The sequence below is a fragment of the Nostoc sp. DedQUE09 genome, from assembly GCF_034530915.1.
Taxonomy (GTDB): Bacteria; Cyanobacteriota; Cyanobacteriia; order Cyanobacteriales; family Nostocaceae; genus Nostoc.
The window spans coordinates 1-26,908 of record NZ_JAVRCE010000081.1; the positions used below are offsets into that span (position 1 = coordinate 1).

21 protein-coding genes and 1 pseudogene are annotated in these 26,908 nt (G+C 42.5%); 9 read left to right on the top strand and 13 right to left on the bottom strand.

What is annotated here, in order from left to right:
- Together RMY27_RS31545 and RMY27_RS31550 are read left to right on the top strand one after the other, a co-directional pair.
- The coding region (locus tag RMY27_RS31545) for an HNH endonuclease (RefSeq protein WP_322668765.1) at nucleotides 1-407 on the top strand (407 nt) is incomplete at its 5' end.
- Between the two features lie 87 nt (nucleotides 408-494).
- Nucleotides 495-3,107: a U32 family peptidase gene (locus RMY27_RS31550; protein WP_322668766.1), complete on the top strand. Its 2,613-nt coding sequence runs from the start codon at nucleotides 495-497 to the stop codon at nucleotides 3,105-3,107.
- On the opposite strand, the pseudogene RMY27_RS31555 reads toward RMY27_RS31550, so the two are convergent.
- Nucleotides 3,102-3,290: pseudogene (locus tag RMY27_RS31555) on the bottom strand (Uma2 family endonuclease); the annotation flags it as partial. The gene RMY27_RS31550 and the pseudogene RMY27_RS31555 overlap by 6 nt on opposite strands.
- Before the next feature lie 51 nt (nucleotides 3,291-3,341).
- On the opposite strand from RMY27_RS31555, the gene RMY27_RS31560 reads away from it, so the two are divergent.
- Entirely contained in the window at nucleotides 3,342-4,118 is a 777-nt protein-coding gene (locus tag RMY27_RS31560) for a class I SAM-dependent methyltransferase (RefSeq protein WP_322668767.1), read from the top strand.
- Between the two features lie 52 nt (nucleotides 4,119-4,170).
- Nucleotides 4,171-4,722, top strand: a complete 552-nt coding sequence (locus RMY27_RS31565; RefSeq protein WP_322668768.1) for a hypothetical protein — start codon at nucleotides 4,171-4,173, stop codon at nucleotides 4,720-4,722.
- A 90-nt stretch (nucleotides 4,723-4,812) separates the two neighbouring features.
- Here the strand turns inward: RMY27_RS31565 and RMY27_RS31570 are convergent, their stop codons facing one another.
- Complete coding sequence (locus tag RMY27_RS31570) at nucleotides 4,813-5,973, bottom strand: extracellular solute-binding protein (protein ID WP_322668769.1); 1,161 nt, start codon at nucleotides 5,971-5,973, stop codon at nucleotides 4,813-4,815.
- A 357-nt stretch (nucleotides 5,974-6,330) separates the two neighbouring features.
- Between RMY27_RS31570 and RMY27_RS31575 the strand changes: the two genes are divergently transcribed.
- Nucleotides 6,331-6,702, top strand: a complete 372-nt coding sequence (locus tag RMY27_RS31575) for a hypothetical protein (RefSeq protein WP_322668770.1) — start codon at nucleotides 6,331-6,333, stop codon at nucleotides 6,700-6,702.
- Nucleotides 6,703-7,043: 341 nt separating this feature from the next.
- Entirely contained in the window at nucleotides 7,044-9,008 is a 1,965-nt protein-coding gene (locus RMY27_RS31580; protein ID WP_322668771.1) for a di-heme oxidoredictase family protein, read from the top strand.
- Between the two features lie 133 nt (nucleotides 9,009-9,141).
- On the opposite strand, the gene RMY27_RS31585 is transcribed toward RMY27_RS31580, so the two are convergent.
- The 4 genes from RMY27_RS31585 to RMY27_RS31600 form a co-directional block, all read right to left on the bottom strand.
- Nucleotides 9,142-9,732, bottom strand: a complete 591-nt coding sequence (locus RMY27_RS31585) for a PEP-CTERM sorting domain-containing protein (protein WP_322668772.1) — start codon at nucleotides 9,730-9,732, stop codon at nucleotides 9,142-9,144.
- An 81-nt stretch (nucleotides 9,733-9,813) separates the two neighbouring features.
- Nucleotides 9,814-10,989: a nicotinate mononucleotide-dependent phosphoribosyltransferase CobT gene (gene cobT / locus RMY27_RS31590; protein ID WP_322668788.1), complete on the bottom strand. Its 1,176-nt coding sequence runs from the start codon at nucleotides 10,987-10,989 to the stop codon at nucleotides 9,814-9,816.
- A gap of 70 nt (nucleotides 10,990-11,059) precedes the next feature.
- Nucleotides 11,060-11,800: a DUF2232 domain-containing protein gene (locus RMY27_RS31595; RefSeq protein ID WP_322668773.1), complete on the bottom strand. Its 741-nt coding sequence runs from the start codon at nucleotides 11,798-11,800 to the stop codon at nucleotides 11,060-11,062.
- A gap of 13 nt (nucleotides 11,801-11,813) precedes the next feature.
- The gene (locus RMY27_RS31600; RefSeq protein WP_094349203.1) at nucleotides 11,814-12,515 is read right to left on the bottom strand and encodes a Crp/Fnr family transcriptional regulator; all 702 of its coding nucleotides are present in this window, start codon (nucleotides 12,513-12,515) and stop codon (nucleotides 11,814-11,816) included.
- Between the two features lie 617 nt (nucleotides 12,516-13,132).
- On the opposite strand from RMY27_RS31600, the gene RMY27_RS31605 reads away from it, so the two are divergent.
- Together RMY27_RS31605 and RMY27_RS31610 are read left to right on the top strand one after the other, a co-directional pair.
- Complete coding sequence (locus RMY27_RS31605) at nucleotides 13,133-17,266, top strand: hypothetical protein (RefSeq protein ID WP_322668774.1); 4,134 nt, start codon at nucleotides 13,133-13,135, stop codon at nucleotides 17,264-17,266.
- Nucleotides 17,267-17,728: 462 nt separating this feature from the next.
- On the top strand, nucleotides 17,729-18,382 hold the full coding sequence (locus tag RMY27_RS31610; RefSeq protein ID WP_322668775.1) for a sugar transferase: 654 nt from the start codon (nucleotides 17,729-17,731) through the stop codon (nucleotides 18,380-18,382).
- 22 nt (nucleotides 18,383-18,404) lie between these two features.
- Here RMY27_RS31610 and RMY27_RS31615 read toward each other — a convergent pair whose 3' ends face one another.
- The 7 genes from RMY27_RS31615 to RMY27_RS31645 all read right to left on the bottom strand — a co-directional run bounded on the left by RMY27_RS31615 (nucleotide 18,405) and on the right by RMY27_RS31645 (nucleotide 25,667).
- A complete protein-coding gene (locus RMY27_RS31615; RefSeq protein WP_322668776.1) occupies nucleotides 18,405-19,241 on the bottom strand; it encodes a carbohydrate ABC transporter permease in 837 nt (278 codons plus the stop codon).
- A gap of 202 nt (nucleotides 19,242-19,443) precedes the next feature.
- Nucleotides 19,444-20,454 carry a catalase family protein gene (locus tag RMY27_RS31620; RefSeq protein WP_322668777.1) on the bottom strand — a complete coding sequence of 337 codons (1,011 nt, stop codon included), beginning with the start codon at nucleotides 20,452-20,454 and terminating at the stop codon, nucleotides 19,444-19,446.
- Nucleotides 20,451-21,068: a 5-formyltetrahydrofolate cyclo-ligase gene (locus RMY27_RS31625; RefSeq protein WP_322668789.1), complete on the bottom strand. Its 618-nt coding sequence runs from the start codon at nucleotides 21,066-21,068 to the stop codon at nucleotides 20,451-20,453. The genes RMY27_RS31620 and RMY27_RS31625 overlap by 4 nt, the downstream gene beginning before the upstream one ends.
- Nucleotides 21,069-21,141: 73 nt before the next feature.
- Nucleotides 21,142-22,086: a GDP-L-fucose synthase gene (locus RMY27_RS31630; RefSeq protein WP_322668778.1), complete on the bottom strand. Its 945-nt coding sequence runs from the start codon at nucleotides 22,084-22,086 to the stop codon at nucleotides 21,142-21,144.
- Between the two features lie 23 nt (nucleotides 22,087-22,109).
- Nucleotides 22,110-23,189 carry a GDP-mannose 4,6-dehydratase gene (gene gmd, locus RMY27_RS31635; protein ID WP_322668779.1) on the bottom strand — a complete coding sequence of 360 codons (1,080 nt, stop codon included), beginning with the start codon at nucleotides 23,187-23,189 and terminating at the stop codon, nucleotides 22,110-22,112.
- 468 nt (nucleotides 23,190-23,657) lie between these two features.
- A complete protein-coding gene (locus tag RMY27_RS31640; RefSeq protein ID WP_322668790.1) occupies nucleotides 23,658-24,413 on the bottom strand; it encodes a sugar transferase in 756 nt (251 codons plus the stop codon).
- 111 nt (nucleotides 24,414-24,524) lie between these two features.
- Nucleotides 24,525-25,667, bottom strand: coding sequence for a glycosyltransferase (locus RMY27_RS31645; protein ID WP_322668780.1), 1,143 nt, complete (start codon nucleotides 25,665-25,667; stop codon nucleotides 24,525-24,527).
- A gap of 280 nt (nucleotides 25,668-25,947) precedes the next feature.
- Between RMY27_RS31645 and RMY27_RS31650 the strand changes: the two genes are divergently transcribed.
- Nucleotides 25,948-26,886 carry an NAD-dependent epimerase/dehydratase family protein gene (locus RMY27_RS31650; protein ID WP_322668781.1) on the top strand — a complete coding sequence of 313 codons (939 nt, stop codon included), beginning with the start codon at nucleotides 25,948-25,950 and terminating at the stop codon, nucleotides 26,884-26,886.
- The last annotated feature ends 22 nt before the right edge of the window (nucleotides 26,887-26,908 follow it).

Genomic DNA, 26,908 nt, shown 5'->3' on the forward strand with positions numbered 1-26,908 from the left:
CCCCTCCGCTCCTCTGCGGTCTTAATGATAAGTCTTTAACCGGACATGATATGAGTCCTCAGCGTTTAGTAATGGCACGTTTGGAAATCGAACATATTATTCCCATATCTAAAAATGGTAGCAATGATGAATCAAACTTGTGGTTAGGTTGTCCCCTATGTAATCGCTACAAAAGTGATAAAACTACAGGGTTTGATCCAGAGACGAGCGAAACGGTAAAGCTATTTAACCCTCGTACTCAAGTCTGGTTTGAGCATTTTGGCTGGAGTGAAGATAGTGTACGTATTGTTGGCAAAACGCCGACTGGTAGAGCAACTGTTGCAGTTCTACATTTGAGTGATGATGCAGATGCACTAGAAGTTCGTAGTTATTGGGTACTTGCGGGTTGGCATCCTCCAGAAGATTGAATGAACCGCAGATGAAAGAGCGATCGCTCCATCCCCCAATAACTTCGATAAAATCACTATGGTGCTAGTTAAACCTCCCTAAATCTGATGAAAAGCGATATCTCCCCTTTGCAACTTTCCCTTCAACGTCCTGAACTACTCGCGCCAGCAGGTAATTGGGAATGTGCTAAAGCTGCTGTGGAAAATGGGGCAGATGCGATTTACTTCGGTTTGGATCGGTTTAACGCCAGAATGCGGGCACAAAACTTTACTGAGGCGGACTTACCCCAATTGATGACATTCCTGCACCGTCGGGGCGTAAAGGGTTATGTCACTGTCAACACACTCATATTTCCTAAAGAACTAGCAGAAGCACAGCAATATCTCCGCACAGTTATTGCAGCTGGTGTGGATGCAGCGATCGTTCAAGATATTGGTATATGCCGTCTCATCCGTCAACTTTCCCCCGATTTTCCCATCCATGCTTCCACGCAAATGACTATTACCAGTGCGGCTGGAGTGGAATTTGCCAAATCTCTTGGCTGTCAATTGGTGGTGCTGGCGCGTGAATGTTCTCTCAAAGAAATCAATAAAATTCAGCAGCAGATTGCCCAACAAGAAACTTCGCTGCCCTTAGAAGTTTTTGTTCACGGTGCTTTGTGCGTAGCGTATTCCGGTCAGTGTTTGACTAGCGAGGCTTTAGGTGGACGTTCTGCTAACCGAGGTGAATGTGCCCAAGCTTGCCGGATGCCCTACGATTTAATCGCCGATGGTAAAGTTGTAAATTTAAAAGAGCGCAAATATTTACTCAGTCCTCAAGACCTAGCAGGGTTAGATGTTCTGCCAGATTTGGTGAAATCAGGAGTAACCTCTCTCAAGATTGAAGGTCGTCTGAAAGCTCCAGAGTATGTTGCTAATGTCACCCGTGTTTATCGGCAAGCTTTGGATAGTGTAATGACAGAATTGGAAAGACCTAACCCCTCTTTGCCTACAAGGGAAGGGGGGAAAGGTCAATCAGACCAAGAACATTACAACCTAGAAATGGCATTTTCTCGCGGACTCTACACGGGCTGGTTTGGCGGGATTAATAATCAGGAACTAGTTCACGCCCGCTTTGGTAAAAAACGTGGGGTTTATTTAGGTGAAGTCAGCCGCATTCACAACGAAGAAGTAACAGTCAAATTGGAAGCGCCTCTCAAGCCAGGGGATGGAATTGTATTTGACTGCGGTCATCCAGAGGCGAAGGAAGAAGGCGGCCGGGTTTATGCTGTGGTATCCAAAGGTAAAGAAACCATGCTGACATTTGGTCGAAATGACTTGAACCTGCGCCGAGTGCATATAGGCGATCGCATTTGGAAAACCAGCGATCCAGAATTAGATAAGCAACTACGTCAGAGTTTTGCTGGCGAGAATCCCCAATTTCAGCGTCCGATTGATGTAGAGGTTTATGGAGAAGTTGGTCAGGCGTTGATTGCGATCGCCCGCGATCAACTCGGTAATATTGTACAGGTAGAGTCTGCAACTTCTCTAGTTGAAGCTCACACCAAACCCCTAGATACAGACCGTTTAAAAGAACAATTCGGTCGTCTCGGTAACACACCTTTCTGTTTAGGAACACTAACCAACCACCTCAACAGCGCTATTATGCTACCCGTAAGTGAGTTGAACCGGATGCGGCGGGAAATCGTAGCACAGTTGGAAGAATTGCGAAGTCAACCCAAACGCTGGCAATTACATTCTGATGTCTCTTTCCAAAACTTACTCCCCTCATCTCCTACCCTGCGGGAAGCTAAAGGTACATATCCTTCACTCATCGTCCTAGTACGAAATCTCAAGCAACTCCAAGCAGCACTGGAAGCGGGAATCCAAACACTTTACTGTGAATTTGAAGACCCCCGCGCCTATCGAGAAGCCGTGCAACTAGTGCGCCAACAACAGCAAAGAAACAAAGCAGAAAATTCTTCACTTTTAACTCATAACTCAGCACTCCTAACTCCTAATTCCCAACTCCCCACAATTTGGGTTGCGCCACCCCGAATTACCAAACCGGGAGAAAATTGGATTTTACAGCAAGTACGCGCCTCGGAAGCGGATGGCTATCTGATACGGAATTATGACCAATTGCAATTCTTTGCAGCAGACCGTTGTATCGGAGATTTTTCGCTCAACGTTGCTAATCCTTTAACAGCAGACTACTTTCAGCAACGCTTTGGTTTAGAAAGGCTGACAGCATCCTATGACCTGAATATTACCCAACTACAAGACCTGCTCACTAGTTGTCCACCCCAGTGGTTTGAGGTGACAATCCATCAGCATATACCGATGTTTCACATGGAACATTGTGTATTTTGTGCTTTTCTATCGACAGGTACAGACTACACTAACTGTGGACGACCTTGTGAAAAGCAGGAAGTGAAATTAAAAGACCGTGTAGGCAGCGAACACGTCCTCAAAGCAGATGTAGGTTGTCGCAATACTGTATTTAACGGCACTGCTCAAACCGGAGCAGAGTATGTACAGCGCCTCATAGAACTGGGATTACGTCAGTTTCGCATTGAATTTGTGAATGAAACACCAGAGCAAGTGAGTAAAACAATACATTTTTATAGTCAATTATTGCAAGGTGAGATTACAGGTTCCCAACTCTGGCGCGAGTTGAAACTGCAAAATCAGCTAGGTGTAACTCGTGGCCCTATGGGAGTCTCAGCACTGCGCTCATAATTGATTTTTTGAATACCCAGCTTGAAAAATCTGTTCGGCGGTCAAATTCAATTCTGGGAATGTAAGGAATATGATGCGTTCCCCGGAGGGATTGCCGCAGGCATCGCTTCTCCGAAACAGGTTAACTTGATACTCACCATCCACCAAATAATAAACCGAAAGAGTTCGTTGTTTGGGATTACCTTAGAATAAAAGGGCTTTATTATATTCAATTAAAAACCACCATAATTATTTATGAATAATATTTCAACAAGCAATAATTGGGATACTTCCCTTTACGAAGATAAACACGCCTTTGTCTGGCAATATGGCGAAGACTTACTAAAATTACTCAACCCTCAACCAGGAGAATCCATTTTGGATCTCGGCTGTGGTACTGGACAACTCACAGAAAAAATTGCCCAAGCTAGGGCTGAAGTAATGGGAGTTGATTATGCATCTGAGATGATTGAAAAGGCAAGACAAAACTATCCCCATATCCGCTTTGATGTTGCTGATGCTAGAAGTTTTCAAGTAGATAAGCCATTAGATGCTGTATTTTCCAACGCTGTACTACATTGGGTAAAAGAAGCAGATAGCGCGATCGCCTCCATACACCAATCTCTAAAACCCGGAGGGCGTTTTGTTGCAGAATTTGGGGGTAAAGGGAATGTAAAGGCGATCGTGACAGCTTTATACAGTGCTTTAGAGTCCATTGGTATCTCTCAAGCACAAGTAGAGAATCCTTGGTATTACCCCAGCATTGGTGAATATGCCAGCCTCCTAGAAAATCAAGGCTTTGATGTTATTTATGCTATCCTGTTTCCTCGCCCAACTCCCTTAGCAGAAGGAGAAGCTGGCATAGCAAACTGGATTAAAATGTTCGCCAGTCCATTCTTAGCGGGACTTTCACCTGAGCAACAAATACAAATAATTCCCGTCATCGAGGAATATCTAAAGCCAACACTATATCAAGAAGGAAGTTGGACAGCAGATTATCGAAGAATTCGTATAGTTGCCATTAAACTTTAGATTGTGCCCTAATTACGAATTATGAATTACGAATTACGAATTAGTATCAGTTATGCATATACCTAAATTGTGCGATCGCCCTTGGTGTTGGCGCAGCCATCGCCAGACATCATTTTCATTACTACTAACCATTAGTCTGACCACTTTACTAGCCCCGTCCACACTAGCGCAAACTCGTTCAATACCGTTACCTTCTAGTGCGCCTCTAGAACTAGACTTATTAACCAAGCCAAAAGACTATGTAATCACAGCTAACACTATTCATCCAGAACGATTAACCGTTCCCAGCTTATGGTGGGCACAACAAAACTCCGAGAAAAAGCTATTGGATAATTGGATAGCATATCCAACCTCTGGCAAAGAACCTGCACGAGTAGACTTGATTGTAAATCAGCAAATTTGGAGTTTACTAGAGTATGTAGAGCGCTACGATTTTGTAAATCGCTTGGGTAGCGCTGCACGGAATTTTGGTTACAACGTCCGAGTATTTAATTATCAAAAAGAACCCTTGGCAACCTACACTTGCAACTTTAGTACAAGTCCAGCTTTATGCAGTATCCAAACCACTATTAAGAACAAGATCGGTTTACAGCGTTTTTTGTAGCGATTGGGGAAACAGGGGAGCATGGGAGCAGTTACAGTAAGTTTTTCCCTTCTGCCCCTTTGCACCTCTGCCTCTTCTGCCAATTCCCAATTAAACCTTAATTTTGGCGAATAAAGACTCGTATTGTTTTATTGCTGATGGAGGTAAGGGAAGTAAAAATTCACTTTTATCGAAAACTTTGCGATCGCTCTCTAACAAACTCCATAATGGTTCTTGGATATCGGAAGCGGCAATATTTGTAGAAATTGGCGAATTAGTTTTAGTTAGCACCGAAATTTGTTTAGCTGTGCTTGGTTGCCAACAAAAATCAATCCATTGATCTGATAATAAACTATCCTTAGTAATCCCTGCGGGACGTACCCATAAGTCCGCCCAGATTGCTGTTCCTGACTGGGGGATAACTGCGGCAAGTTGCGGGTAACGTCCCAGAACAGGCAATACATCGCTTGACCAACCAACCGCTAGCCAAGTGTCTTCCATGATTAGAGGTTCCAAATAGTTATTGGAACTGTAAAACTTCACTTGTTGGTTTAATATCTGTAATTCCTTTTCCAAGTCTGGTACTTGGTCAAGATTGTCTGTATTGTAAGATTTGCCTAGCTTTTTTAAGACCAAACCAATAACTTCTCGTGGTTGATTGAGTAGGGAAATACGCTGCTGCATTCCATCTCGCCACAAATCACTCCAATCTTTGGGTGTCCATCCCAGTTTTGGGAACTTGTCACGGTTATAAACAATTACTGTACTACCCCACCTGTAAGGCGCACCCCACACCTTCCCTTGAGTATCCAAAATACCCTGGTCGTTGCGCGTTACCAGTTGTTTCCACCTTTCATCTAAAGTAGACCACTGCTTTAATTGGTTTCCCTGCACTTCTTGGAGTGGTTGAATCAATTTCTGTTCAATAGCTGCTTGTAGCCAATAATCTCCCAATGTCACTAGGTCTGTGTCAGCGGCTTTTTGACCTTGCCTAAACGGTATAAAACGTCGCCATCCCTGCTCATCAGTGGTCTTTGGCTTCTGCTGCCAATTTTGTAATTGTTGAAATAAATCCTGTATGCGCTCAACTGGAGCAAACTTTAACTGCACCCGTTGCTGCAAACCTTTGTGGAACTGATTCACCACCTGACCAGGTATAGAACCTTTTAATAACTGTACTTTTAGTTGCGTTTGCTTGTTTCCACCGCAACCAAAAAGCAGTTGTGAAAGCGCCAGTGTGCTCGTACCTAGCAAAAAAGACCGTCGATCCATTGATTTTGGATTTTGAGATTTTTGATTATACCTAATATTAAGCAGATATTCACTAGTGGCTGACTAGCTGAAAAAGTGAATCTAGAGAATTATCGGTGTTTTTTTGTTGATAATACGGGTAATTTTGAATATTTGACTCAAATTCGTGATTTTTTGGCAAATTTCTACCTCAAGATTAATTTTTATCCATAAATTTACTTAGTGGTACTTATGGTAAAACCTTACTTGTATTGAGAAGTAATGATTTAAATGTCACATTTTCACTAAAAATTATCAATACTTAAATAATCCATAAGTATCGTTAAGGTTGAGAGTAAATTGAATAACATAGAGAAAATGTACGAATAAAGGTATTAAATGGAGCTATTACAGCAGCAGATCCTGACTTTAAGCCAAAAGCTGGATGACCTGTGCCAAGTAATTGAGCAGCTTGATGGTAAAGTCACTCAAACTTTCTCAGAGTGTTCTTTAGCCAATACACAAGCAAAGGATAATTGCCAACAAAATGACGCGGCTGGAGGCTACCAGTTTAAAGGACGTAACAATTTAAATCCAGAAATGGAACACAAGGATGTATTGACAGATGGCATTTATCTAGACATGCATCGTCAAAGTGGAGATAATATAACACCAGAAATTCAAATACAACGGCTGACAGCGCAATTAACAGCAGCGTACAATCGCATTGCTGCTTTAGAAGAACAATTACTTAGAGAGAGAATTCATTAAATTTAACCTGAAGTTCAACGAATTAAAAAAATGGATTGAGGTAGGTCAGACAAGCCTTTAGGTTCAGTTTCGAGTGATGGTTTGATAAGCATATACTTAGATACAAGTAAGTAATCCAGCCATCAAATTGACAAAAAAGTTAAACACACTATTACATATCTTTACGTAATAGTGTGATATATCTACCTATAGGTTTTTAGTCAATACCTCACTATGAAACAAAAAAAAACAACCCTAAGACTGATGTCATTAGGGTATTGTATGGTTCAAAAACCAAGATTTTCTTATTAATCTGTATTTTTCTCATTAGCGTTTTTGGCATCTTGTTATCAAATTGGTTGATGACAAGCCAGACAGCTTTCGCAAAAATTGACCTTTTGCAACCTGCTCCGACTCAACCGTTAGGTTATTACGACTATTTCGGCAAATTGCTGAGTCCTCAAGAAGCATCACAACTAGTTGCAAATAAGGGACTCAATCCTAATAACCCCATTTCCTATCAACGGGTAGGGGCAGTTAAAATTACTAAGGAATTAATCGCCCAAGGTGAAGATATATTCTTCAACCGAAAGATTGGTGATACATTTGGTTTGCAAGGGGTATTTGGTTTAGGGCAAGGGACGAATATTGTATCAGATGAAATAGGTGCAGCGATCGCTAATTTGCGTGGAAAATCAACGACAAACCTAAAAATTACCCTCCAGAAGGATTTAACTATAGGTAGTCGAACTTTTCCCAAAGGAACTGTTATTCCTACAGGTTTAAAAATTCAACAGGGACAAGTTGTTCCAATAGGAAACGCACCTAACGGCGATATTACCTGTGCCTTCTGTCATGCAACCCTTTCTAATAATGGTAAAATCATTGCAGGAGTTCCCAACGGTGAACTTGCCATTCCGCTTTTCATTGCCTTATCACCAAATACAGCCGCAGGGTTTGCACGGTTAAACTTTAACCCTCTAGACCCACAATACAAAGGCAATGGCAAGACGATTATTGACAGTAAAGGTAATAAAGTAGAATTACCCGATCCTGAAAAGTTTGAAAAAGCCTTCGATGATGCTGTTTTAGATGTACCTTTCGGTAATTTCGAGAGTTCACCGGATGGTATTAGAAACACTACTCAAATCCCCAGTGTTTTCACCTTTAAAGATCATCCTTATTTAGCTGATGGACAGTTTGCTGTGGGACCATTTGCGGGATTGAGTGCTATCACCAACGCTGTTCACTCTTCAGAAATCAATCTGTTGGCAGCTGCTCAACTCAGTGCAGATACTCTTGGTATTGACCCGGAAGTTTATATTGGTACATTTCTTCAAAATGCTGCCGTTAAGAGCCTACGTTTACCAGAAGGAGTGATAGTAAAACCCTCTGAATGGCTACGGGGGGTAATTGCACCAAAGCCTACACAAGCAGAATTAGAAGACCAAATTCCTGCTCCTGGCACAGGAACTTACCCAAACCTGCGCCCTAGTTTGTTTACTTACAACGGTTTAGTTTTCAGCCCAAATACTCAAAAGCCTGGTGATATTGCTAGTGGCACTTTCTTATTTGCTGACAACGCTATGTCTGCTTTCCAAAATAGCTTAGTGCCACCTGCCAACCAGACTTCAGAAAACTGGCAAGCGTTAAACAGCAATTCTGTTAAGCGTGGCGCAAAAGTGTTTGAGAAAGCCAATTGTGCAACTTGCCATATTCCACCATTCTTCACTGACAACAAAATTCATCCAATTGATGAAATTCGTACTAACTCCGCTCGTGCCCAATCTCGCTTGGGGCTAAGTAATTTGTTAGTACCACCCAAGCTGTACACTTTTAACACTCCAGTTCCCATACCTGCTAAGGCTGAAGTCCTGGATGTACCAACGCAGGGTATCTCTGATACTCCCACAACTCTACCTAAAGGTATATTGCCAAAAGGCGGTTACAAAACTACTTCCTTGCGTGGTCTTTATTTAAGCGCCCCATATTTGCACGATGGCGGTGCAGCTGTACGGGCAGGAAGCCTGAAAGTGAACTCAAATGGTAGTTTCACAGTTGTTAACAAGAGTGGTTTAGGGCTATCTGGGACTCTCAGTCAAGGTATACCTGCCGATCCTGCTAGCAGCTTGCGTGCCTTGGTAGATCGCGATCTTCGTGCCTTAGTTGTGAAAGCTAACAAAGCTAATCCTGCTTTAGTGCGTAGTAACCTTGATGGCACTGGTCATTACTTTTACGTAGATAGACAATCTGGGTTCAATTCCAACCAGCAAGCAGACCTGATTAATTTCTTGCTGGCACTTGATGACAATCCTGGAAGTTTTTAATCAAGCTACGGTTGATATCATATCCTAATACCAAGTCGTCTAGCGATACATCATGAAGGCGACTTGGTATTACTTTAAGTAAGAGTAAGATGCCAGGTGTAACGCAATCTAGATCGGAAATGCACTGTAAATCTTACAGATAGATACCTTTACGAGGCTGCTTCTGGGAAGCTACTGCTTGCTTTCGCTTTGTCCACCAGCCAAAACCAAGAGCAACCAATGAGCCACTTACTGTGTAAGGTTCGGGAATAGGACGTGGAGTGACAACACTAAAACTTCCATAATCAACATTGCTAGAAAGCTCTGAATAACCTTCATTTAAACTACTGTAAAATACGTTAACGTTGCCATTTCCGTCTTCCCCGCTTCCAGAAACCAGGTAAGAAAAACCGTTCCGGGTTAGGAGCGGCGTAGTTGTATTTAAAAAATTATCATTGGTTCCGTATGTACTTGGTGAAAGCAGTCCGATAATTGTCTCAGTAATTCCTTGGGCTGTCCTTGTGCCAGTTATTCCTGTGATTGTATAATTGTTTTTTATCGGATCTAGATCCGTAGTTGTAAGGGTGCCGCTAGCGGAAATCGCTGTACCATTTGCTTCATAACTGGGAAAAGAGTACTGAAAATCAAATAGTTGTACAGCTTGGACTGGAGAAGAGGCACTGACATAAGTGATACCTATAACAGTACTGACGGTAGCAATACCAAGATTTTTGACTAATTTCATCAGATAATTATCCTGAAAAACTAAAAGGTAAACAAAATTGTATATAACACTCTCCAACTCGGAGAGGGACGACTTTAATCTTTAGTTCAAGGCAGTACTTAGGCGTTCAAGTTGAGCTTCAATGGCTGCCAAAAGTTGGTGTTGCTGCCAATCTTGGCTAAGATGGGCGGCTATGCAAGCGGCTCCAGCGCCCATACCTTCTTTGACAAAGCCCTGCTCATAAGCTCTCAGTTGAGGATAACGAGAATCAGCAAAGCTCAGATAAGTTGCTAATAAAGGAGGAGTTCCTCCATTCTGAGTTAAGCTGTTTTTTCCTAAGTTAAGGGCTAAGTCAACTGTAGCGCCAGTTGGATCTTCTGCTACCCAGCGGGTTGTGCCTACAACTACTGCTTCTGGTTGCCATGATAAAGCGTAAGCTTGAGCGATCGCACTTATCAACGCATAAACCGCCAGCATTTGCGTCCCTCCAGCCAGCATTACACCACAACTACGGCTAGCAGCGATCGCCATCCCAGCTACCACCACTTGCATCGGATCGCCCACGGCAGCGACGAGTTTTAGCGGATCTACAGAATTTTGGATTTGAGATTGGAATATCTCATCCTGTTCCCTGTTCCCCCTCATCTTCTCCAGTCCAGCTTGCACTAGTGCCCACTTTTGCGCGTGGTTACAAACAGGATGGCTACTGTTAACTTTTCCGGCAGCATCTATACCTAAACCAGTTAATATTGCCAGAGCAGTTGTAGTACCTCCGACGACGCACTCACCGAGAATCAAATACCCCTGTTGAATATTGGCGGCTAGGCGTTCTCCCCAAAGTAGCCCTTGTTCAAACAAGTGGTGTACTGTTGTAATTTCCATCGCAGCACCTCCACTTAAACACTTAGCAGGAGCGCCACCCAAATCAATTACTGGCACGGCAGGAGGTTGGGGTAAACCCGCATTAAATAAATGAACTGGTATCTTTAGTGACTCAAAGACAGCACGAGAAATCAGCACAGGTGAAGCCCCAGCCGCCAATGGTGGTAGGGGATATTGGGCTTTGTATTCTGGGCCGTAATACAAAAACTCAGCATCGGCACAAGCTGTATATTTCCGATCCTCTGGAGTGCGACCAGCTGCTGAAATCCCTGGAATTAAACCAGTTTCAGTAAATCCTAAAACACAAGCAAATACTGGTAAACAACCACGATACCTCCGCAGCCATTGTTCACCTAGTTCTTTTTGTGTATAAATACTAATTTGGGAATTGGGCATGGGCAATTGGGCATAGGACATTGGTTATTAATTAGAACTGATCATTTAACCAATGACAAATGACAAATAACTATCCTTCATAATCCATGAGAACTTGTACCCAGTGTGGTGGGCGGGGGATCGGGTTGCCCAGGCGGTCAAAAAGCAACCATGCTGCTAGGTGCACCACAAAAAGGTAGATAAAGTTGTTGAGTAAAATTAAAGCGATCGCTCCCACTTGAATCAAAAATACACTGGGACTCGCCAACAAACTCAAGTTAAAAAATACCCACTCAATGAACTCAGTCACCTGGGTAATCACATAAATCCATAGGTCTTCACCCGACAAAACCGACAGCAACCACAGCCTAAAAAAGACTCCTAAAGTACCCAATAGCGTACCCAAAGTGATAGAAACAATCCAGGGAAGACGACGACGACACCATGTAGCGCCCAAAAGCACGCCCATGAACCCGTAGGGCATGACAAACAGCAAACTGCGGGCTGGCCCCATCAGTACCGTCAGCAGTAACCCAGAGGTGAGTGCTGCCATCCATGCTGCACGTTTGCCCCAACGCAGATAAACTAGAGCGATCGGCACTGGAAAAAATATCCGCAAAACTGGGCCCAAAGGAAAGTAAAAATTAATAAACCAAATCAGGCTAGCGGTACTGGCTAAAAATGCCGTTTCCACCATCCTCAAGGGCGCATCAGCTTTGATTTGAGGAGGCATTAACTGCTGTTCTTTATCTAACCAATGATTCTGAGGAGTTGGAGATTCAGAGGATGGATCTTCCTCCGGTTCATCTGAGAGAGAATCTAAAATACTCATATCTGACAAGTTTTTAAACGATCATTCTTTCTAAGGCTGACAAATCGGGAATACAAATAGTGTCTTGATCCCGTTTAATCAAGCCTTTTTTTTCTAGCCTTGTCAATACTCGTGTCACCGTTTCCCGCGCCAGTCCGCTCAAACTACTTAATTCCCGATGAGGTAAATTGGGGATTTCAGTTCCGGTTTGCCCTTTTTTTCCCTGTCCTTCTGCCAAAAATAACAACGTATCTGCTACCCTTGACTGGCTATCAGATTCCCGCAACCGCAATCGGCGATTTACTTGCCGCAAACGTCGTGCCATTAGTTGCGCCAATCGAACTCCCGCCAAGGGTTCTATCTGAAGTAATTTGACAAAATCCTGAGCAGGCATACTACCAATTACCGTTGGGGCCAAGGTAATCACATCGGTGGATCGAGGTGCTTCATCTAGCGCCGCCATTTCACCAAACAATTCACCTTTGCCAATAATATTCAGCGTTACCTCTTTTCCTTCCAGATTGTATGTGCGGATTTTTACCCATCCGTCCATAATAAAATACACAGAACCACCCCAGTCATTTTCCAGTAGAATCACCTGATTGGCTGGATGAGTGCGGGTAACAAGATGGGTGAGGGCTGATTCCACAGCAGTTTCTGGCAACCCTTGAAAAAAGGGAGCGGAGGCGATCATCCAGGAATTAGCCTGTGCTTGCAAGCTATATCGATCTTCCATTACGACATCTTTAATTCAAGCTGCTATGTACACACAAAAAACAGGAGTGTCATTTTTAGCCTAAGCTATCATTGCACAGCTCCCTTTCAAAGAAAAAACTAAACTATGCTACACAAGAAAGCGACAAGAAGTTTTTCTAAATAATCTTTACCTATAAGTTTAAACGGGGTAAAAGTTTTGCAAAAAGTAGTTTATAGCCTGCGGTTGTATTGCTTAGGGGCTAGCTGCACTGCAAACTTGATTAGTTATGAATATAGGCAAACAACATTAATGATACTAAAGGGAGTAAATTATTGCTCAGGTATTTTAGCGATTTTCAAAAATAGGCAACCAATGACCTGCAAAATTAAGCTTTTCGAGCAAAGGCTGTTGAAGAGGATAAGGAGAGAGGGAGACAAGGAGAGAAGTTTCTCTTTGTTTTCTTCGATAATTGAAGATTGCCACGACTCACAGTAATCCATAACATAATGACTAGTCACAATTCCAAGTAGCGGCTTTTGCCACTCAAAATTTCTTCTATGGTCGACGCTGCACGTAGCAAGATCCCCATAGGGATACAGTGATTGTAAATTAATTGTCATATTAATTGACATATATTCCTAAGTAAGGTAATCAAAGTGACTTTTAGTACAGATGAAATTCAAAAGCTGATCGCAGACATTGACAACTTACTTGCCAGCGGTGGCAAGCGCCTGTCTAGATTTCTGTCTGGTCAGGCGCAAGAGCCTAAAGAAGTTTTAGAGCGAATTCGCGACTTCTTGGTGAGGTTACAAGAAAAAGAAGCATTAGAGAGCGGCGTCCCAAATCAGTCTTCTGAAGATCCGCGATCGCCCTTAGGGTTGACGGAGCCATCGCCTTTGTTAACAAAATTTATCGATCGTGGTAATAACCAGTATCCACTACCGCCGCTCGAACCCAGTCAGGAAGAGAGTACTGTTGGCGCGGGAGAATTAAAAAATGAATTTTCGAGATTGATTCAGCCGTTGCGATCGGAATTAGAATTGCTTTTGCAAGAGCGAGCCACTCTCATACAAGAAATTCGGCAACTAGAGCAAAAGCGTTTGCAAAACTACTCCTTAGCGCAGCAGTTGACAAACCAGGAGCAAATGATTGCCGAGTTTTTACAGGTACTCATGAGTCGCCTTGTGCCAACTTTAACACCACTGATGGGACAGACGAGGGAAAATTCCGCCAGTTCTTCAGAAGGAATTAATTACGCAAACTCTGCAACTCAATCTTTATTAGAATCCTCTGACGATGTGGAGCGCTTAACCCAGCTAGCTAGGGAGTTAGATCAACGCCTATTATCACTAGATGGGACGGTAAATGTAGTCTTTGAAGCACTACAGCGCAACATTAATACTTATTACGAATCCTTGTCCCAAGCACTGGCAAGAATGCATAGCAAGGGGATGCAAGGCGAACAGCTGATGGCCAGCTTTGTCAACAATTTAACCCAGCATTTGCAACAAGAATCCCCTAGTTCGCAGTCATCTTTGCTGGGAGGAGAATCTGAGACACTACCATCATTGACTGAACCAGCCGAGATTGGTGCTGGAGTTGCACCCCAATCTTTGGAGCTGATACAGCCAGAAACTTCATCTCCACTCACAATTACTTCTGAGCAACAGGAGACTACCCTCACAGAGGATCTAGATGCAGTGCTGTTGCAGCTTGGTGTAGACTCATCTGAATATTCTCAAACCCCGACCGAATTACCGCAAGATATTTCTGCGGCAATTGGTGATGAAGTAGACCAACTTTACGCCAGTTTGTTTGATGCTGGTGATGTTAATAATCCCAGTCTCGATGTTCCCACAAATGACTTATCTGCTTCCACAGCCTCTGCATCTCCGTTGAATATCGCCCAGAACCCGCCTGTCTCTCCAATCGTGAATTCTGCGATTGTGACACCGGATATGGATCTTCCAATCCAATACTTAAGTGAAACCACAGATTCATCAGAGCCACAGGAAGAACTATTTTTTGAAGAGGATACTGACTTAGATTCACCTCTTAGCTTCTCTACTCCACAAATAGACAGTTTGCCACAAATCGGCACTCAGCCAGCTAGTGCTGATACAATTAACACCCTAACTGACTTATTGCCTGATACAGAGAGTGAATTGCAATTGCTGGAAGTCTCATCTTCTGTGGATAATGCCACAACTACAGCAACTGACTTATTGCCTGATACAGATAGCGAACTGCAACTGCTGGAAGTCTCATCTTTTGTGGATGATGCCACAACCACATCACCAGTGACTCCAGAAGTAGCAGAAATTGCCTTGGTAGAGCCTACTGTTCCCGAAGCGTCTGTCTACGACACGCTGCCCGATCGCAGCGAAGATATCGCCACATCAGAAGTATTAATTAACAGCGATCGCTCCGAATTGTCTTCAGATAACTACATTGCTGCTTCACCCCAAGAAAACTTACTTTCTATTGAGTCAAACCAGTCTCCTGTCGTACCAGATATTTCTTTAGATGAAGAACAGTTGCAGCAATTAGATCGGGATTTGGCTAATTTTGATCGGCAGCTAAATTCTGAGTCGCAGCCAGCTACCAACTTGGATGTTTTCTCTGAACCACTTGATAACATTCAAGACACAACTTCCCCTGAAAATCTCCAAATAACAGAGAATACATCAGCTGCTTTCTCCAGTTTGGCAGTTCCCCAGGTAGAAACTGAAAAAAAGGAAGTCACAACTCCTGTTCCAGAAAGTTCTTTACCTCCAATTGCCAACTCCATAAATAATCCAGAAGTTTCACCCAATCTTCTAGAATCAGTCTGGTATTTAGGAATTGATTTAGGTACAACAGGAATTTCCGCGGCATTATTAAATCGCTCGACTTTTGTTGTACATCCTATCTACTGGTCAGCAGAAAATCCGCCAGGAACAAGTTCCTTTCAGCAATCGTTTCGTTTACCAACAGAGGTTTATTTGCCCATTGCTTCTGTACCCCACGGTGAAAACGAAACTATCGAAGCACATGAGCAAACAGCACCTGCGGCTGTTGCCCAAGATAAAGCGCCCGATCGCTCGGCTACCACTCCTGCAACACCAAGATCGACAGCAGATCCGACGAAAAATAATCTCTACTCGGCACAGTTGAAGCCCTATCTACAAGTAGCCATTCCCTACAAGAGTGAACGACAGAAATGGGAACCAGTTTTGCAATTAAATGAATTTTCGGCAGGGCCTTTGATTTGGGTTGTGCGATCGCTCTCTAAGTTACTATTAACCCTCAAATCCGAAAAAACAAGTACTACCCCTAGTTTAATGGCTGCCGCTATGGGGATCGGCGAACAAGATTTTCCCCAGATTATCAATAATATTGCTGGTGTAATTTGTACCTGTCCATCTAGCTGGTCGGAACAATACCGCTTTAACGTGCGGGAAGCTTTACTCACTAGCAAACTTATCCAACATCCGCAGCAAGTCTTTTTTGTCGAAGAAGCGATCGCTAGTCTACTCCCAGAACTCGATGCAGTTAATGGTGAGCAAGTAAAACTAAGCGATGCTCAAAGTTCTCATCCGCTAAAAACTAGCGAACATCCCATTGTTGGCAACACTCTTGTGATTAACATTGGGACAACTGCCACAGAAATGTTGCTGGTGAATCTACCAGAAACCTTGCAGCAATTGACATACAATGATTTCATGCTCCACAGTTTTGCTTATGCTGGCAAGGGAATTGAACAAGATATAATTTGTCAGCTGCTATTGCCACCGAAATCTCGGCAATCACGCCTAGAAACACCAAGCGATGCCTCCGGCGGGCTACGCCTACGCAAAACTACCACGAGTAATCCTTGGCAATGGCAACCGTCAATTCCTGGTTTAGACCAAATGCGTTGGCAGACTTTAGGGTTGGAAGAATTAGAACTACCTAGAGTTGGAGAACCAGATATCACTGCTCGCATTCGTCTCCAACAGCGTCTAGAAAGTTCTCTACTGGGACAGGCGGTATTAGATGCGGCGTTAGCCTTAAAACTGATTTTGCAACACCAAGACTCTTTTACCCTGGAATTAGCCGATCAGCGGTGGGTTTTGCAGCGACGAGACTTAGAAAGCCAAGTATTTATCCCCTTTGTGCGCCGCCTGAACCGAGAACTTAACAAGTTATTGGTAGCTCGTGGCATCCCCACAGAAGCCATTAATCAAGCTATCCTAACTGGTGGAGTGGCTTGTGTCGGAACGGTGAACCGCTGGTTACGGCAAAAACTTCCCAGCACTAAGATTATTCAAGATTTATACCTCGGCGAGAACGGCGCTCCCAATTGCAGTCGAGTTGCTTATGGTTTGGCGATGCTGCCTTTGCATCCCCAGATTTTAGATATACCCAGGCACCAATACACTGATTATTTCTTGTTTACAGAATTGTTGCGATTGCTACCAGACCGACCCTTATCTTTCGGTGAAGTTATCCAGTTATTTGAGGGTCGTGGGATCAATACTCGCATTTGTCAGCAACGGCTGCTGGCTTTTTTGGAAGGTGAACTGCCTTCCGGTTTGATACCTTCAGTGACAGAATCAACCTGGCTTACCCAGAGTTCGCAAGAAAATCCTGACTATCAGGCGATCGCTACAGCACCACTTTTTGAAAAACAAGGAAGTCTCACTTATCGTCCTAATTCTCAACAATTGTTGTCTTTGCGTCGCTATCTAGATGCAATTAAGGCTAGTAATCAGCAATCACTAGAAGAACCATATACGGTGAATTTTGCCTTAGAGGTCGATCGTTGAGACTAGTACCGCAAGGCGGAATTAAAAATTAAAAATTAAAAATTAAAAATGAATACAGCATAAAAGTTTCGTTGATTTGGAATGATTGGTTTATTTCCGCCGTGTTGTACTAGTAGATCGCGCTAGAAAAAAGAATACTACTCAAAATTCCAAATGCTCATAATGTAAGCATTTGGAATTTTGCAAAGTACTATTAGTACTAATACTTCAGGACAGTAATTTTTCGGTTCTGTACGATAGTAGTATCTTTGTTATTAAATGGATAAAATACCGTAATTTTACAATCTATTACTTGAATTGAAAGATTCTGTAAATTTTTGGTTTTTGGTTTTTACATCGGCTAAAATTTGTGTATATTAACACTCGGTAGTAACGACAACAGTAGTAAAAATCGCCCAACAATCATGTCTATGTCTACACTACTAATGTAAAAATTCCTGTTATAAAACTAAGTTAGCCCTTGTGAATAATCTTTCTCTTTATTCAGTTAATTGTTTGCAACAGCCTTCACACCCGTCAACTTTAAGCGTGAGAAAACGATTAATTGACATTGTTGGAGCCATTGTCGGGCTGATTATTACATTTATGATAGCAATTCCCGTAGCAATTGCTACCTTTATTCATGAGCCAAGTCCAATATTTTATTCCCAAATTCGCTGTGGTTTAAACGGAAAAACTTTCCGCATCTGGAAATTCCGCTCCATGATAGTCGATGCTGATAAACTCAAGCATTTGGTTGAGAACCAAGCCAAAGGTCACATTTTTAAATCCGTTGACGATCCTCGCATTACTCCTGTTGGTAAATTTTTGCGGCGTACTAGCTTGGATGAATTCCCTCAATTTTGGAATGTTTTGTTAGGGGACATGAGTTTAGTTGGTACTCGTCCACCTACTCCTGATGAAGTCAGTAATTACGATCCACATCATTGGGATAGATTGCGAGTTAAACCAGGCATTACCGGAGAATGGCAAGCTAATGGGCGTTCCAGCATTACAGACTTTGAAACTATTGTGAAAATGGATATAGATTATCAACGCAAGTGGTCTGTAACTTATGACCTGAGTCTGATTATTAAAACTATCTGGGTGGTATTTAAAAAGACTGGTGCTTATTGAATTGGGTATGCGAAAAATATTTTTATCCCTTGACGCCGCTACCTGTTTCTGTGGGTACAATGTAACGTTGTAGAAACAAAAATAGTAATAATACTGGGGCGATCGCAATCACTGAGCCAGCAGCTACCAAGCGCCAGTCAAGAGAAAATGTCCCTGCTAGCTTGGCGACTCCCAAAGGAAGAGTGTATAAATTTTCGTCTTGGATGACAATTAAAGGCCACAAAAAGTCACTCCAAGCACCAATAAATACAAAAATAGCTAAAGTTACCAGTGCTGGGCGAACTGCTGGTAACATAATATGCCACCACAATCCTAACTCTGAGCTGCCATCCATCCGGGCGGCTTCTTCTATTTCTTTGGGTACACTCATGAAAGCTTGGCGTAACAGAAAAATGCCAAACGCAGAAGCTAAACTCGGAAAAATCATCCCTAAATAAGTATTTCTCAAACCCATCTGGACTGTCAAAATATAAAGGGGAATCATCACGATTTGGAAGGGAATCATAATCGTAGAGACGATCGCTATAAAAATCCAGTCTCGCCCCACAAACGACAATCTTGCTAACGGATAGGCAGCCAAGGCGCAAAACAACAGATTTAAGCCCACAGTCAGTACTGACACCAAGGTACTGTTATACAGGTATTGCCCAAAAGGTAATGAGTTCCACACACTAGAGAAGTTATTTAGTGTCGGTTGACTAGGTAGCAACTGTGGCGGCGACTGAAAAATATTTTCCGTCGGCGATTTTAAGGCTGTACTAATTAGCCATAGTAAAGGAAAGAGCATCAACAGGGCGATCGCTCCCAACAGCGCATACATTAGCAGAATTTGCGATCGTGATTTTTTTAAGTTCAGCATTTGATTAATAAGATAAATTATCTTTTCTTAAAATTCAATTATGTCTTAGATAAATGTATAGACGTAAAATTTTACGTCTATACCAGAGTTTTAGTTGCACAACTAATAACTTTTGGACATCAAATCAGCAATGCCAAAAATAGTATCTAATCAAGTAGGCTTATCGTTTATCACCCTACAGTTTTAAGTCAAACTATAGTGGTTAATCTTCAACCGCTACATAAGGTTGTGGTTCCCGCGATCGTTGGGCGATTTGTTCTCGTCGATACTTTGCAAGTTCACTGTAAAGCCTCTTGCGAGAGAGATTTACACTGCCAACAGGCTCATGCTCTAGCAGTGTATGCCAAGGGGAAAACAATATACCCTCATCTAAGCGTTTGCGTTCTTCAAAGTCAAATTTCTGACTGGGAATGCGAACAGTTGCAACTTTAATAAACGGTGAATCTGCTTCTTGCCATTCTTGAACGTGGTCTTCAATCGGCGTTTTTTCATCATCTACATAAAACTGAATTAGGAAGTCAAAAGAAGCTTCTCTACCTTCTTCAGTCAAATATTTGACCAGCGCTTCTCGGAGGTAATTTTCTGATTCTGGAAGTGTTTCGGGTGATTGTTCAGGCTGTTGAGATTTGACAGACAATTTTACAATTCGACTACCAAACTTAAACGGAGCCATACTCCAATATTGAATCAAAAGCGGATTTCCTACCTTTTTGCTGCCAATTTTTTGCAAGATAGCAAAGGCGTAACCAAGTTCTTCCAGCCTTTCTGGGGTAAGTTGTCCACTACCTGCTCTGGAAAGATCGGCGTAATCACGAACGTCTTTGGTCAAGAAAATAGGATAATTGTTGAGTATAAAATCTTGAGTTTTTTCTTCATCATCCAGCACTTTTTGTCCGTCCACATTCATTACTTTGATGGCGATACCGCGAACATCAGGTTGGCTATCGGAGTTGAATTGACCACGCTTTTGAGGCGAACCACCATTAGAGAAACGAATCCATACAGGATAGGTTTGGGGCGTTTTGAACAAACCTACTCTCAGGTCTTCAGAAAGATTGGGTTCAATAATAAACTCTCCCCACAGGAGTCCATGACTTTTGCTATGAATTTGACGGAGGTCTGGACCTGTTTTTTGTTGAGCTTGGAGACTACTTGCTATAATTTCGTCAATTATTGTTTCCTGCTCAGTGGTAGATGACGTTGGATTAGTCATAAAACATTTGAGAATGCGTCCTCATTATCCTGAATCCTGGAACCTTCATGAGTCAATCCGGTTTCCGTACAAATAACTTGTAGTGGTTTATCCCAAAGCTCAATCGGTATTTGGGACAAATAGGCAAAATCAAAGATAATTCCGATAGTCGGCTTTGTCTGCCACTGCGGTAAACTGAGCAAACGATCATAATATCCGCCGCCATAACCCAAACGATATCCTTGATGGTCGCAAGCTACACTGGGGACAAGAATCAAATCTACTTCCGCAGCATCTAAGATTGGAGCGTCAGGGTGTGGTTCAGTAATACCATAAGGGCCGCTTTGGACAGAATCATTCGGTGTCCAAATATGCCAAGACAGGGATTTCTCAACGCAGCGAGAAAATCCCCAACGATATTTGGTGTTGGCAAATAAGGGACTGAGGTCAGGTTCTTGGCGAAAGCTGAAATAAGCGAGTATTGTTTTTGCTTGGGAAAACAAAGTAGAGTTTTGTAAATGAGAGCATAAGCGATCGCTTTTTTCTCTCCACTCTCCAATGGACATTGATTGACGTGTTTTGAGTAGAGTGCGGCGCAGTTCTACTTTATTTAGCTGATGATTAACTTTGCCCATATAAATAAAAATAGTCAAAAAAATAAGCTGGGCATTACCCAGCTTGGATCACTTTACATTCACCAGTACATAGTTATGTAGCGTGTTGACGATACCACTCAATGGTATTCTTTAGCCCTTCTTCAAAGCTTACCTGAGCCGTGAAATTAAAGGCTTGCTTTGCCCGTTCAGTATCTAAACAGCGGCGGGGTTGACCATTAGGCTTATCAGTTTGCCAGACAATTTCCCCCTTAAACTCCATCAATTCGCAGATTAGAGTTACTAAATCAAGAATGGAGATTTCATAACCGGTTCCCAAGTTAACTGGTTCCGATTCGTTATAGAATTGAGTCCCCATCACAATCCCCCGCGCTGCATCTTCTGAATACAGAAACTCACGGGTAGGACTGCCATCACCCCAAACTGCAAGTTGTTTTTCTGCATTAATTTGGGCTTCGTGAACTTTGCGAACTAATGCTGGAATGACATGGGAACTTCCGGGGTCAAAATTATCTTCCGGGCCATATAAATTTACTGGCAGTAGGTAAATCCCATTAAAACCGTACTGCTGACGGTAAGATTGCAATTGAACTAAAAGCGCTTTTTTTGCAATTCCGTAAGGGGCATTGGTTTCCTCTGGATAGCCATTCCAAAGATCGTCTTCTTTGAATGGCACTGGAGTGAATTTGGGATATGCACAGATTGTACCAACACAAACAAATTTTTCTACTCCCGCTTGATAGGCAGCATGAATTAGCTGGGTTCCCATGATCAAGTTATCGTAGAATAGCTCTGCGGGTTTTTCGCGGTTCAAACCGATGCCACCAACATGAGCTGCTAGATGTATGATTATGTCTTGCTGGTCAACTGCAAGTTGGCTATTTTCCCAAACACGCAAATCTTGATCGCGCGATCGCGGTATTGTAATTTTCTCGCGATCGGCTCCTGCTTTACACAGTTGATCTATCACCTGACGGCCTAGAAACCCCGACCCACCAGTGACTAGAATGCGTTTATTTTTTAGTTCTAAGGCGGTCATATTTTATCCTTTGTGATGCCGAATCAGAAGTGTAAAGCGCCCAGTGTTTGACGAATAGTCGCAATATCATCTGGAAATTGCGAACCTTTTCCATTGGGTGAAGTGTGACCCAATGCTTGTAAGTCTGCTTCTACCATTAGGGAAACTAGTTCTTCAAAGGTTACTGATGGTGCCCAGCCCAAATTCTGCCGTGCTTTGGTAGAATCGCCAATCAACAACTCTACCTCAGATGGACGCAGGTAACGCTCATCAAACTCTACATAATCCTGCCAGTTAAGATTCACATAACTAAATGCCAGTTCCAAAAACTCTCGTACCGAGTGGGTTTCACCAGTAGCAATTACGTAATCGTCTGGCTGGTCTTTCTGCAACATCAACCACATTGCTTTGACGTAATCTTTTGCATAGCCCCAATCTCGCTTGGCATCTAGATTACCCATGTAAATCTTTTTCTGCTTACCAGCAACAATACCAGCCACCGCTCTAGTAATTTTGCGGGTTACAAAGGTTTCACCCCGCCGTGGTGACTCGTGGTTAAAAAGTATGCCGTTACAAGCAAACAAATCATAAGACTCACGATAATTTACAGTTTGCCAGTGAGCGTAAACTTTCGCACAGGCATAGGGACTGCGGGGATAAAAGGGTGTTGTCTCAGTTTGAGGTATTGCTTGTACTAAACCGTACATTTCTGAAGAACCCGCCTGGTAAAATCGCACCTGAATTCCGGTACGATGCTGGTAGTCTCGAATTGCTTCCAACAGACGTAATGTCCCCATTCCAACTGCATCCACCGTGTATTCTGGTGAATCAAAGCTGACTCTGACGTGGGATTGAGCGCCGAGGTTGTAAATTTCTACTGGTTTTACTTCTTCTAAAATACGCCGTAACGTTGTACCGTCTGTCAAGTCACCGTAGTGAAGAAACAACCGTACTCCCTCTTTATGGGGGTCTTCGTAAATGTGATCGATGCGGTCTGTGTTGAAGGTAGAAGTCCGGCGAATTACCCCATGAACCTCATAACCTTGTTCCAACAAAAACTCACTTAGATATGAACCATCTTGTCCAGTAATACCAGTAATCAACGCTCGCTTCTGTTGCGTCATGCTCAATTATCCCTTATTGTCTTTGATTAAAAAGTTACAGCCAATCTGATACAACCTAGCAACTAATTGCTGAATTGCCTAATGGGAAACCTACGAGTTCTTGTTGTTATGAGACTTTTTCCGTAAATAAATATACTTAAGAAAAAGTAATTCAACACGTAAGTCCAGCATTAGATAGCTCAAGATTATTTAATTATCTATATTTTCTTTTACCAGATAAATCAAGATTTTTTATGTATGTTGTTTTTTGTCAAAACTTCATATATCTCTAGTTTTATGAAGACTCAATAAAATAGCAATTTTAAATTAGACTTCTGGCAAAAGTGCCAAAAATCCACACTCACAGAAGTCTGAATTAAGTAGAAAAGCACAAATTATAGAAACAAAAATGAGCAATCCTTTAGTTTGAGGGGAGAATTGGTACTTAGGGGCATTAACTGCCCCACAGAATCCACCCTAAGTAGTTACTCAGTATGCGCCGTTATTTTTGGGTAGAATTACTACATCAACAGTTTTCAAGATGATCCATAAATCAAGCCAGAAATTTCTAAATTTGACATAATGCAGGTCTATTTGGACTCTCCGAGGATAGGGAATGTCATTACGCCCAGATACCTGCCACAAACCAGTAATTCCTGGACGGATTGTTAAAATATCGTCAATGTGACAACCGTATTTTGGCAGTTCTTCTGCTACCAAGGGTCGGGGACCGACTACACTCATGTCCCCTTTTAAAACGTTCCAGAACTGGGGAAATTCGTCTAAGCTAGTAATTCGCAAAAATCGACCAATTTTAGTAATCCGGGGGTCTTGTTTCAGCTTAAAACTGCTTTCAAACTCTTGTCGCAATTCGGGCGATGTTTCCATCATTTGCATGAGGATTTCGTCCGCATTGCTTACCATTGTTCGGAATTTAATACAACTAAACGCTTTGTAATTTTTCCCTACCCGTTCCTGGACATAAAAAATTGGCCCTTCTGAGCTAAAGGCAATCAGCAAGGTCAAAATTAAGTAGACGGGGAAGAACAAAATTAATACCGATAGCGAAAACACTATATCGAACAGTCGTTTGGCAAACTCTCCGTTTAAACCCTGAAAAGATAAACCTTTGGGTTTAACTTTTGGCGTCTTTGTTTTTTGACCGCGTTTTAAGAAACGCGTAGACGATCTAGTGTCTTGCCTAACGCCTCGTTTGCCGGAGAGGAGTGAGCTCTGGGCAGTCATCATACTCCTTAATAATCCACACCACACATAGTCCCAATATTAAAGCCAAAATGAGATGCTTCTGGGGGAAATTGCCAAAAGCCTAAAAAAATCAGACGTTAATCAAGACCATCATTGCAAAAATGGTCTTTTTTCGTTGCACTTGTTTACAAAATCTAGATAACGATCTGCAAAGATTTGCGGTGAAAACTGCGCGGCGTGCGATCGCATATACTCGGAATTGAACGAACCCTCATACATTTCAAACTTTTCTACTGCCTCCACCAAAGCCGCCTCTGTTTGCGTCTTGAAAAATATACCTGTCCCTGTATCCGCACCAGAGCGAATATCTCGCACTGTTTCTAAAGCACCCCCTGCACCATAAGCAATTACTGGCGTGCCGCAGGCTTGTGCTTCCACTAGGGCAATTCCAAAATCTTCACAAGCTGCATATACAAACGCCTTAGCCTTAGACATATATTTTTTTACCACATTATCGGGTTGCCAACCGAGTATTTGGATATTTGAGTTTGCCATCTCGCGAATCTTGTTCATTTCATCTCCTGTACCAATGACTACTAATGGTCGTTTTAGTTGATTAAAAGCCTTGACAATCAACGATATTTGCTTGTAGCTTACTAACCGAGAAACTGTCAGGTAAAAGTCCTCTTTCTCAGAGAGAAACGGAAATTCCGCAATATTCACTGGTGGATAAATGACTGTTGCTTCTCGCCGATAGCAACGCCAAATCCGCCGAGCTGTATGCTGCGAGTTGGCAATGAAGTAATCAACGCGATTGGCACTCAATACATCCCACTGGCGCAAACGATGTAATAAATATCGTGTCACCCACCCAGGTAAACCACTACCCAGTTTGCTGTGGCGCAGATAATCAAAGGTCAAGTCCCAGGCGTAGCGCATAGGGCTGTGACAGTAGCAAATATGCATCTGTTCGGGAGTGGTAAGGATTCCTTTGGCAACAGCATGGGATGAAGACAGAATGACATCATAATGCCGCAAATCAAGTTGTTCAATTGCCAAGGGCCACAAAGGCAAGTATTTTTGTATACCGTTGCGGGCATAGGGAAAGTTCTGGAGAAACGTCTTGCCAATTTGACGCTTATATAAATAACTTTCTCTATTGCTGGATTCAAAATCTATGAGAGCATACAAATCAGCATCAATGTGATTCAAAATTTCTCGTACAACGAGTTCTGAACCACCGGTGGCTTTAGGTGTCAGCCACTCATGAACCAGAGCATATTTCAAGGGCACAGCTAACTTGAATAAGTGGAAAATACAAAGGCTAATTTGATGACGTTAACTGAAAAGTTTCCCCTTGTGATTAATTAACGGGAAGCGCCCCAGATTAGCACATAAGACGGAATCTTTCCCTCAGAGGTTCCAGATGGATGCGGCAACCTGATAATCTCAGATTGGGAACGGGGCATTGGGCATTGGGTATTGGGGATGAGTTATTCTCCTTGTTCTTTTTGTTTCCCTAGTCCCAAGTCCTTACTCCCTTGATGAAAACTGATATAGAAAGGGTGAATTTATGCGAATTCTGATTATGGGTGGTACTCGGTTCATTGGTGTCTATTTGACTCAACTACTAGTGGAAAAAGGACACGAGGTCGTGCTGTTCAATCGTGGAAATCGGCCAGCACCTTCTTTACAGGGAGTAGGACAAATTATAGGCGATCGCACAGATGCTACTCAATTAAAAGCAAAATTATCACAAGAAAACTTTGATGTCATTTTTGACAATAACGGGCGCGAACTTACTGATACTCAACCACTAGCAGAAATTTTTCAAGACCGAGTGCAACATTTTGTGTATATGAGTTCTGCGGGAGTATATCTCAAATCCGATCAATTGCCCCATGTAGAAGGCGATGCAGTAGATCCTAAAAGTCGGCATAAAGGTAAACATGAAACAGAAGCTTATCTAACTCAATTGGGATTACCTTTTACTTCTATTCGTCCTACTTATATTTACGGGCCTCGTAATTATAATGAGTTAGAAGGCTGGTTTTTTGACAGAATTGTGCGCGATCGCCCTATTCCTATCCCCGGAAATGGTTTGCATATTACCCAGCTAGGCCATGTAAAAGACTTGGCACTAGCAATGACTCAGGTTTTGGGTAATAAACAAGCTATAGGACAGATTTATAATATCTCTGGCGATCGCTTTGTCACTTTTGATGGTTTAGCCCGCGCTAGTGCTGTAGCGGCTGGCAAATCACCTGATGCTGTAAAAATTGTCCATTACGACCCGAAAAAGTTTGATTTCGGCAAACGCAAAGCTTTTCCGATGCGGGTGCAGCATTTCTTTGCTTCGGTGAATAAAGCGCAGACAGAATTAAATTGGCATCCTGAATATGATTTGATTTCTGGGTTACAAGACTCTCTGGAAAATGACTATTTAGCTAATGCAAAAGATAAAGCTGAAGTAGATTTTTCTGTAGATGAGGAAATTTTAAAAGCGTTGTGAGTAAAGATGTTTTGGGGCAGAC

What these genes read in the sequence shown, in the direction of transcription:
- RMY27_RS31550 (WP_322668766.1), top strand. Translation starts at nt 495, where the DNA reads ATGAAAAGCGATATCTCCCCTTTGCAACTTTCCCTTCAACGTCCTGAA.
- RMY27_RS31560 (WP_322668767.1), top strand. Translation starts at nt 3,342, where the DNA reads ATGAATAATATTTCAACAAGCAATAATTGGGATACTTCCCTTTACGAA.
- RMY27_RS31565 (WP_322668768.1), top strand. Translation starts at nt 4,171, where the DNA reads ATGCATATACCTAAATTGTGCGATCGCCCTTGGTGTTGGCGCAGCCAT.
- RMY27_RS31570 (WP_322668769.1), bottom strand. Translation starts at nt 5,973, where the DNA reads ATGGATCGACGGTCTTTTTTGCTAGGTACGAGCACACTGGCGCTTTCA.
- RMY27_RS31575 (WP_322668770.1), top strand. Translation starts at nt 6,331, where the DNA reads ATGGAGCTATTACAGCAGCAGATCCTGACTTTAAGCCAAAAGCTGGAT.
- RMY27_RS31580 (WP_322668771.1), top strand. Translation starts at nt 7,044, where the DNA reads ATGACAAGCCAGACAGCTTTCGCAAAAATTGACCTTTTGCAACCTGCT.
- RMY27_RS31585 (WP_322668772.1), bottom strand. Translation starts at nt 9,732, where the DNA reads ATGAAATTAGTCAAAAATCTTGGTATTGCTACCGTCAGTACTGTTATA.
- cobT (WP_322668788.1), bottom strand. Translation starts at nt 10,989, where the DNA reads ATGCCCAATTCCCAAATTAGTATTTATACACAAAAAGAACTAGGTGAA.
- RMY27_RS31595 (WP_322668773.1), bottom strand. Translation starts at nt 11,800, where the DNA reads ATGAGTATTTTAGATTCTCTCTCAGATGAACCGGAGGAAGATCCATCC.
- RMY27_RS31600 (WP_094349203.1), bottom strand. Translation starts at nt 12,515, where the DNA reads ATGGAAGATCGATATAGCTTGCAAGCACAGGCTAATTCCTGGATGATC.
- RMY27_RS31615 (WP_322668776.1), bottom strand. Translation starts at nt 19,241, where the DNA reads ATGCTGAACTTAAAAAAATCACGATCGCAAATTCTGCTAATGTATGCG.
- RMY27_RS31620 (WP_322668777.1), bottom strand. Translation starts at nt 20,454, where the DNA reads ATGACTAATCCAACGTCATCTACCACTGAGCAGGAAACAATAATTGAC.
- RMY27_RS31625 (WP_322668789.1), bottom strand. Translation starts at nt 21,068, where the DNA reads ATGGGCAAAGTTAATCATCAGCTAAATAAAGTAGAACTGCGCCGCACT.
- RMY27_RS31630 (WP_322668778.1), bottom strand. Translation starts at nt 22,086, where the DNA reads ATGACCGCCTTAGAACTAAAAAATAAACGCATTCTAGTCACTGGTGGG.
- gmd (WP_322668779.1), bottom strand. Translation starts at nt 23,189, where the DNA reads ATGACGCAACAGAAGCGAGCGTTGATTACTGGTATTACTGGACAAGAT.
- RMY27_RS31640 (WP_322668790.1), bottom strand. Translation starts at nt 24,413, where the DNA reads ATGACTGCCCAGAGCTCACTCCTCTCCGGCAAACGAGGCGTTAGGCAA.
- RMY27_RS31650 (WP_322668781.1), top strand. Translation starts at nt 25,948, where the DNA reads ATGCGAATTCTGATTATGGGTGGTACTCGGTTCATTGGTGTCTATTTG.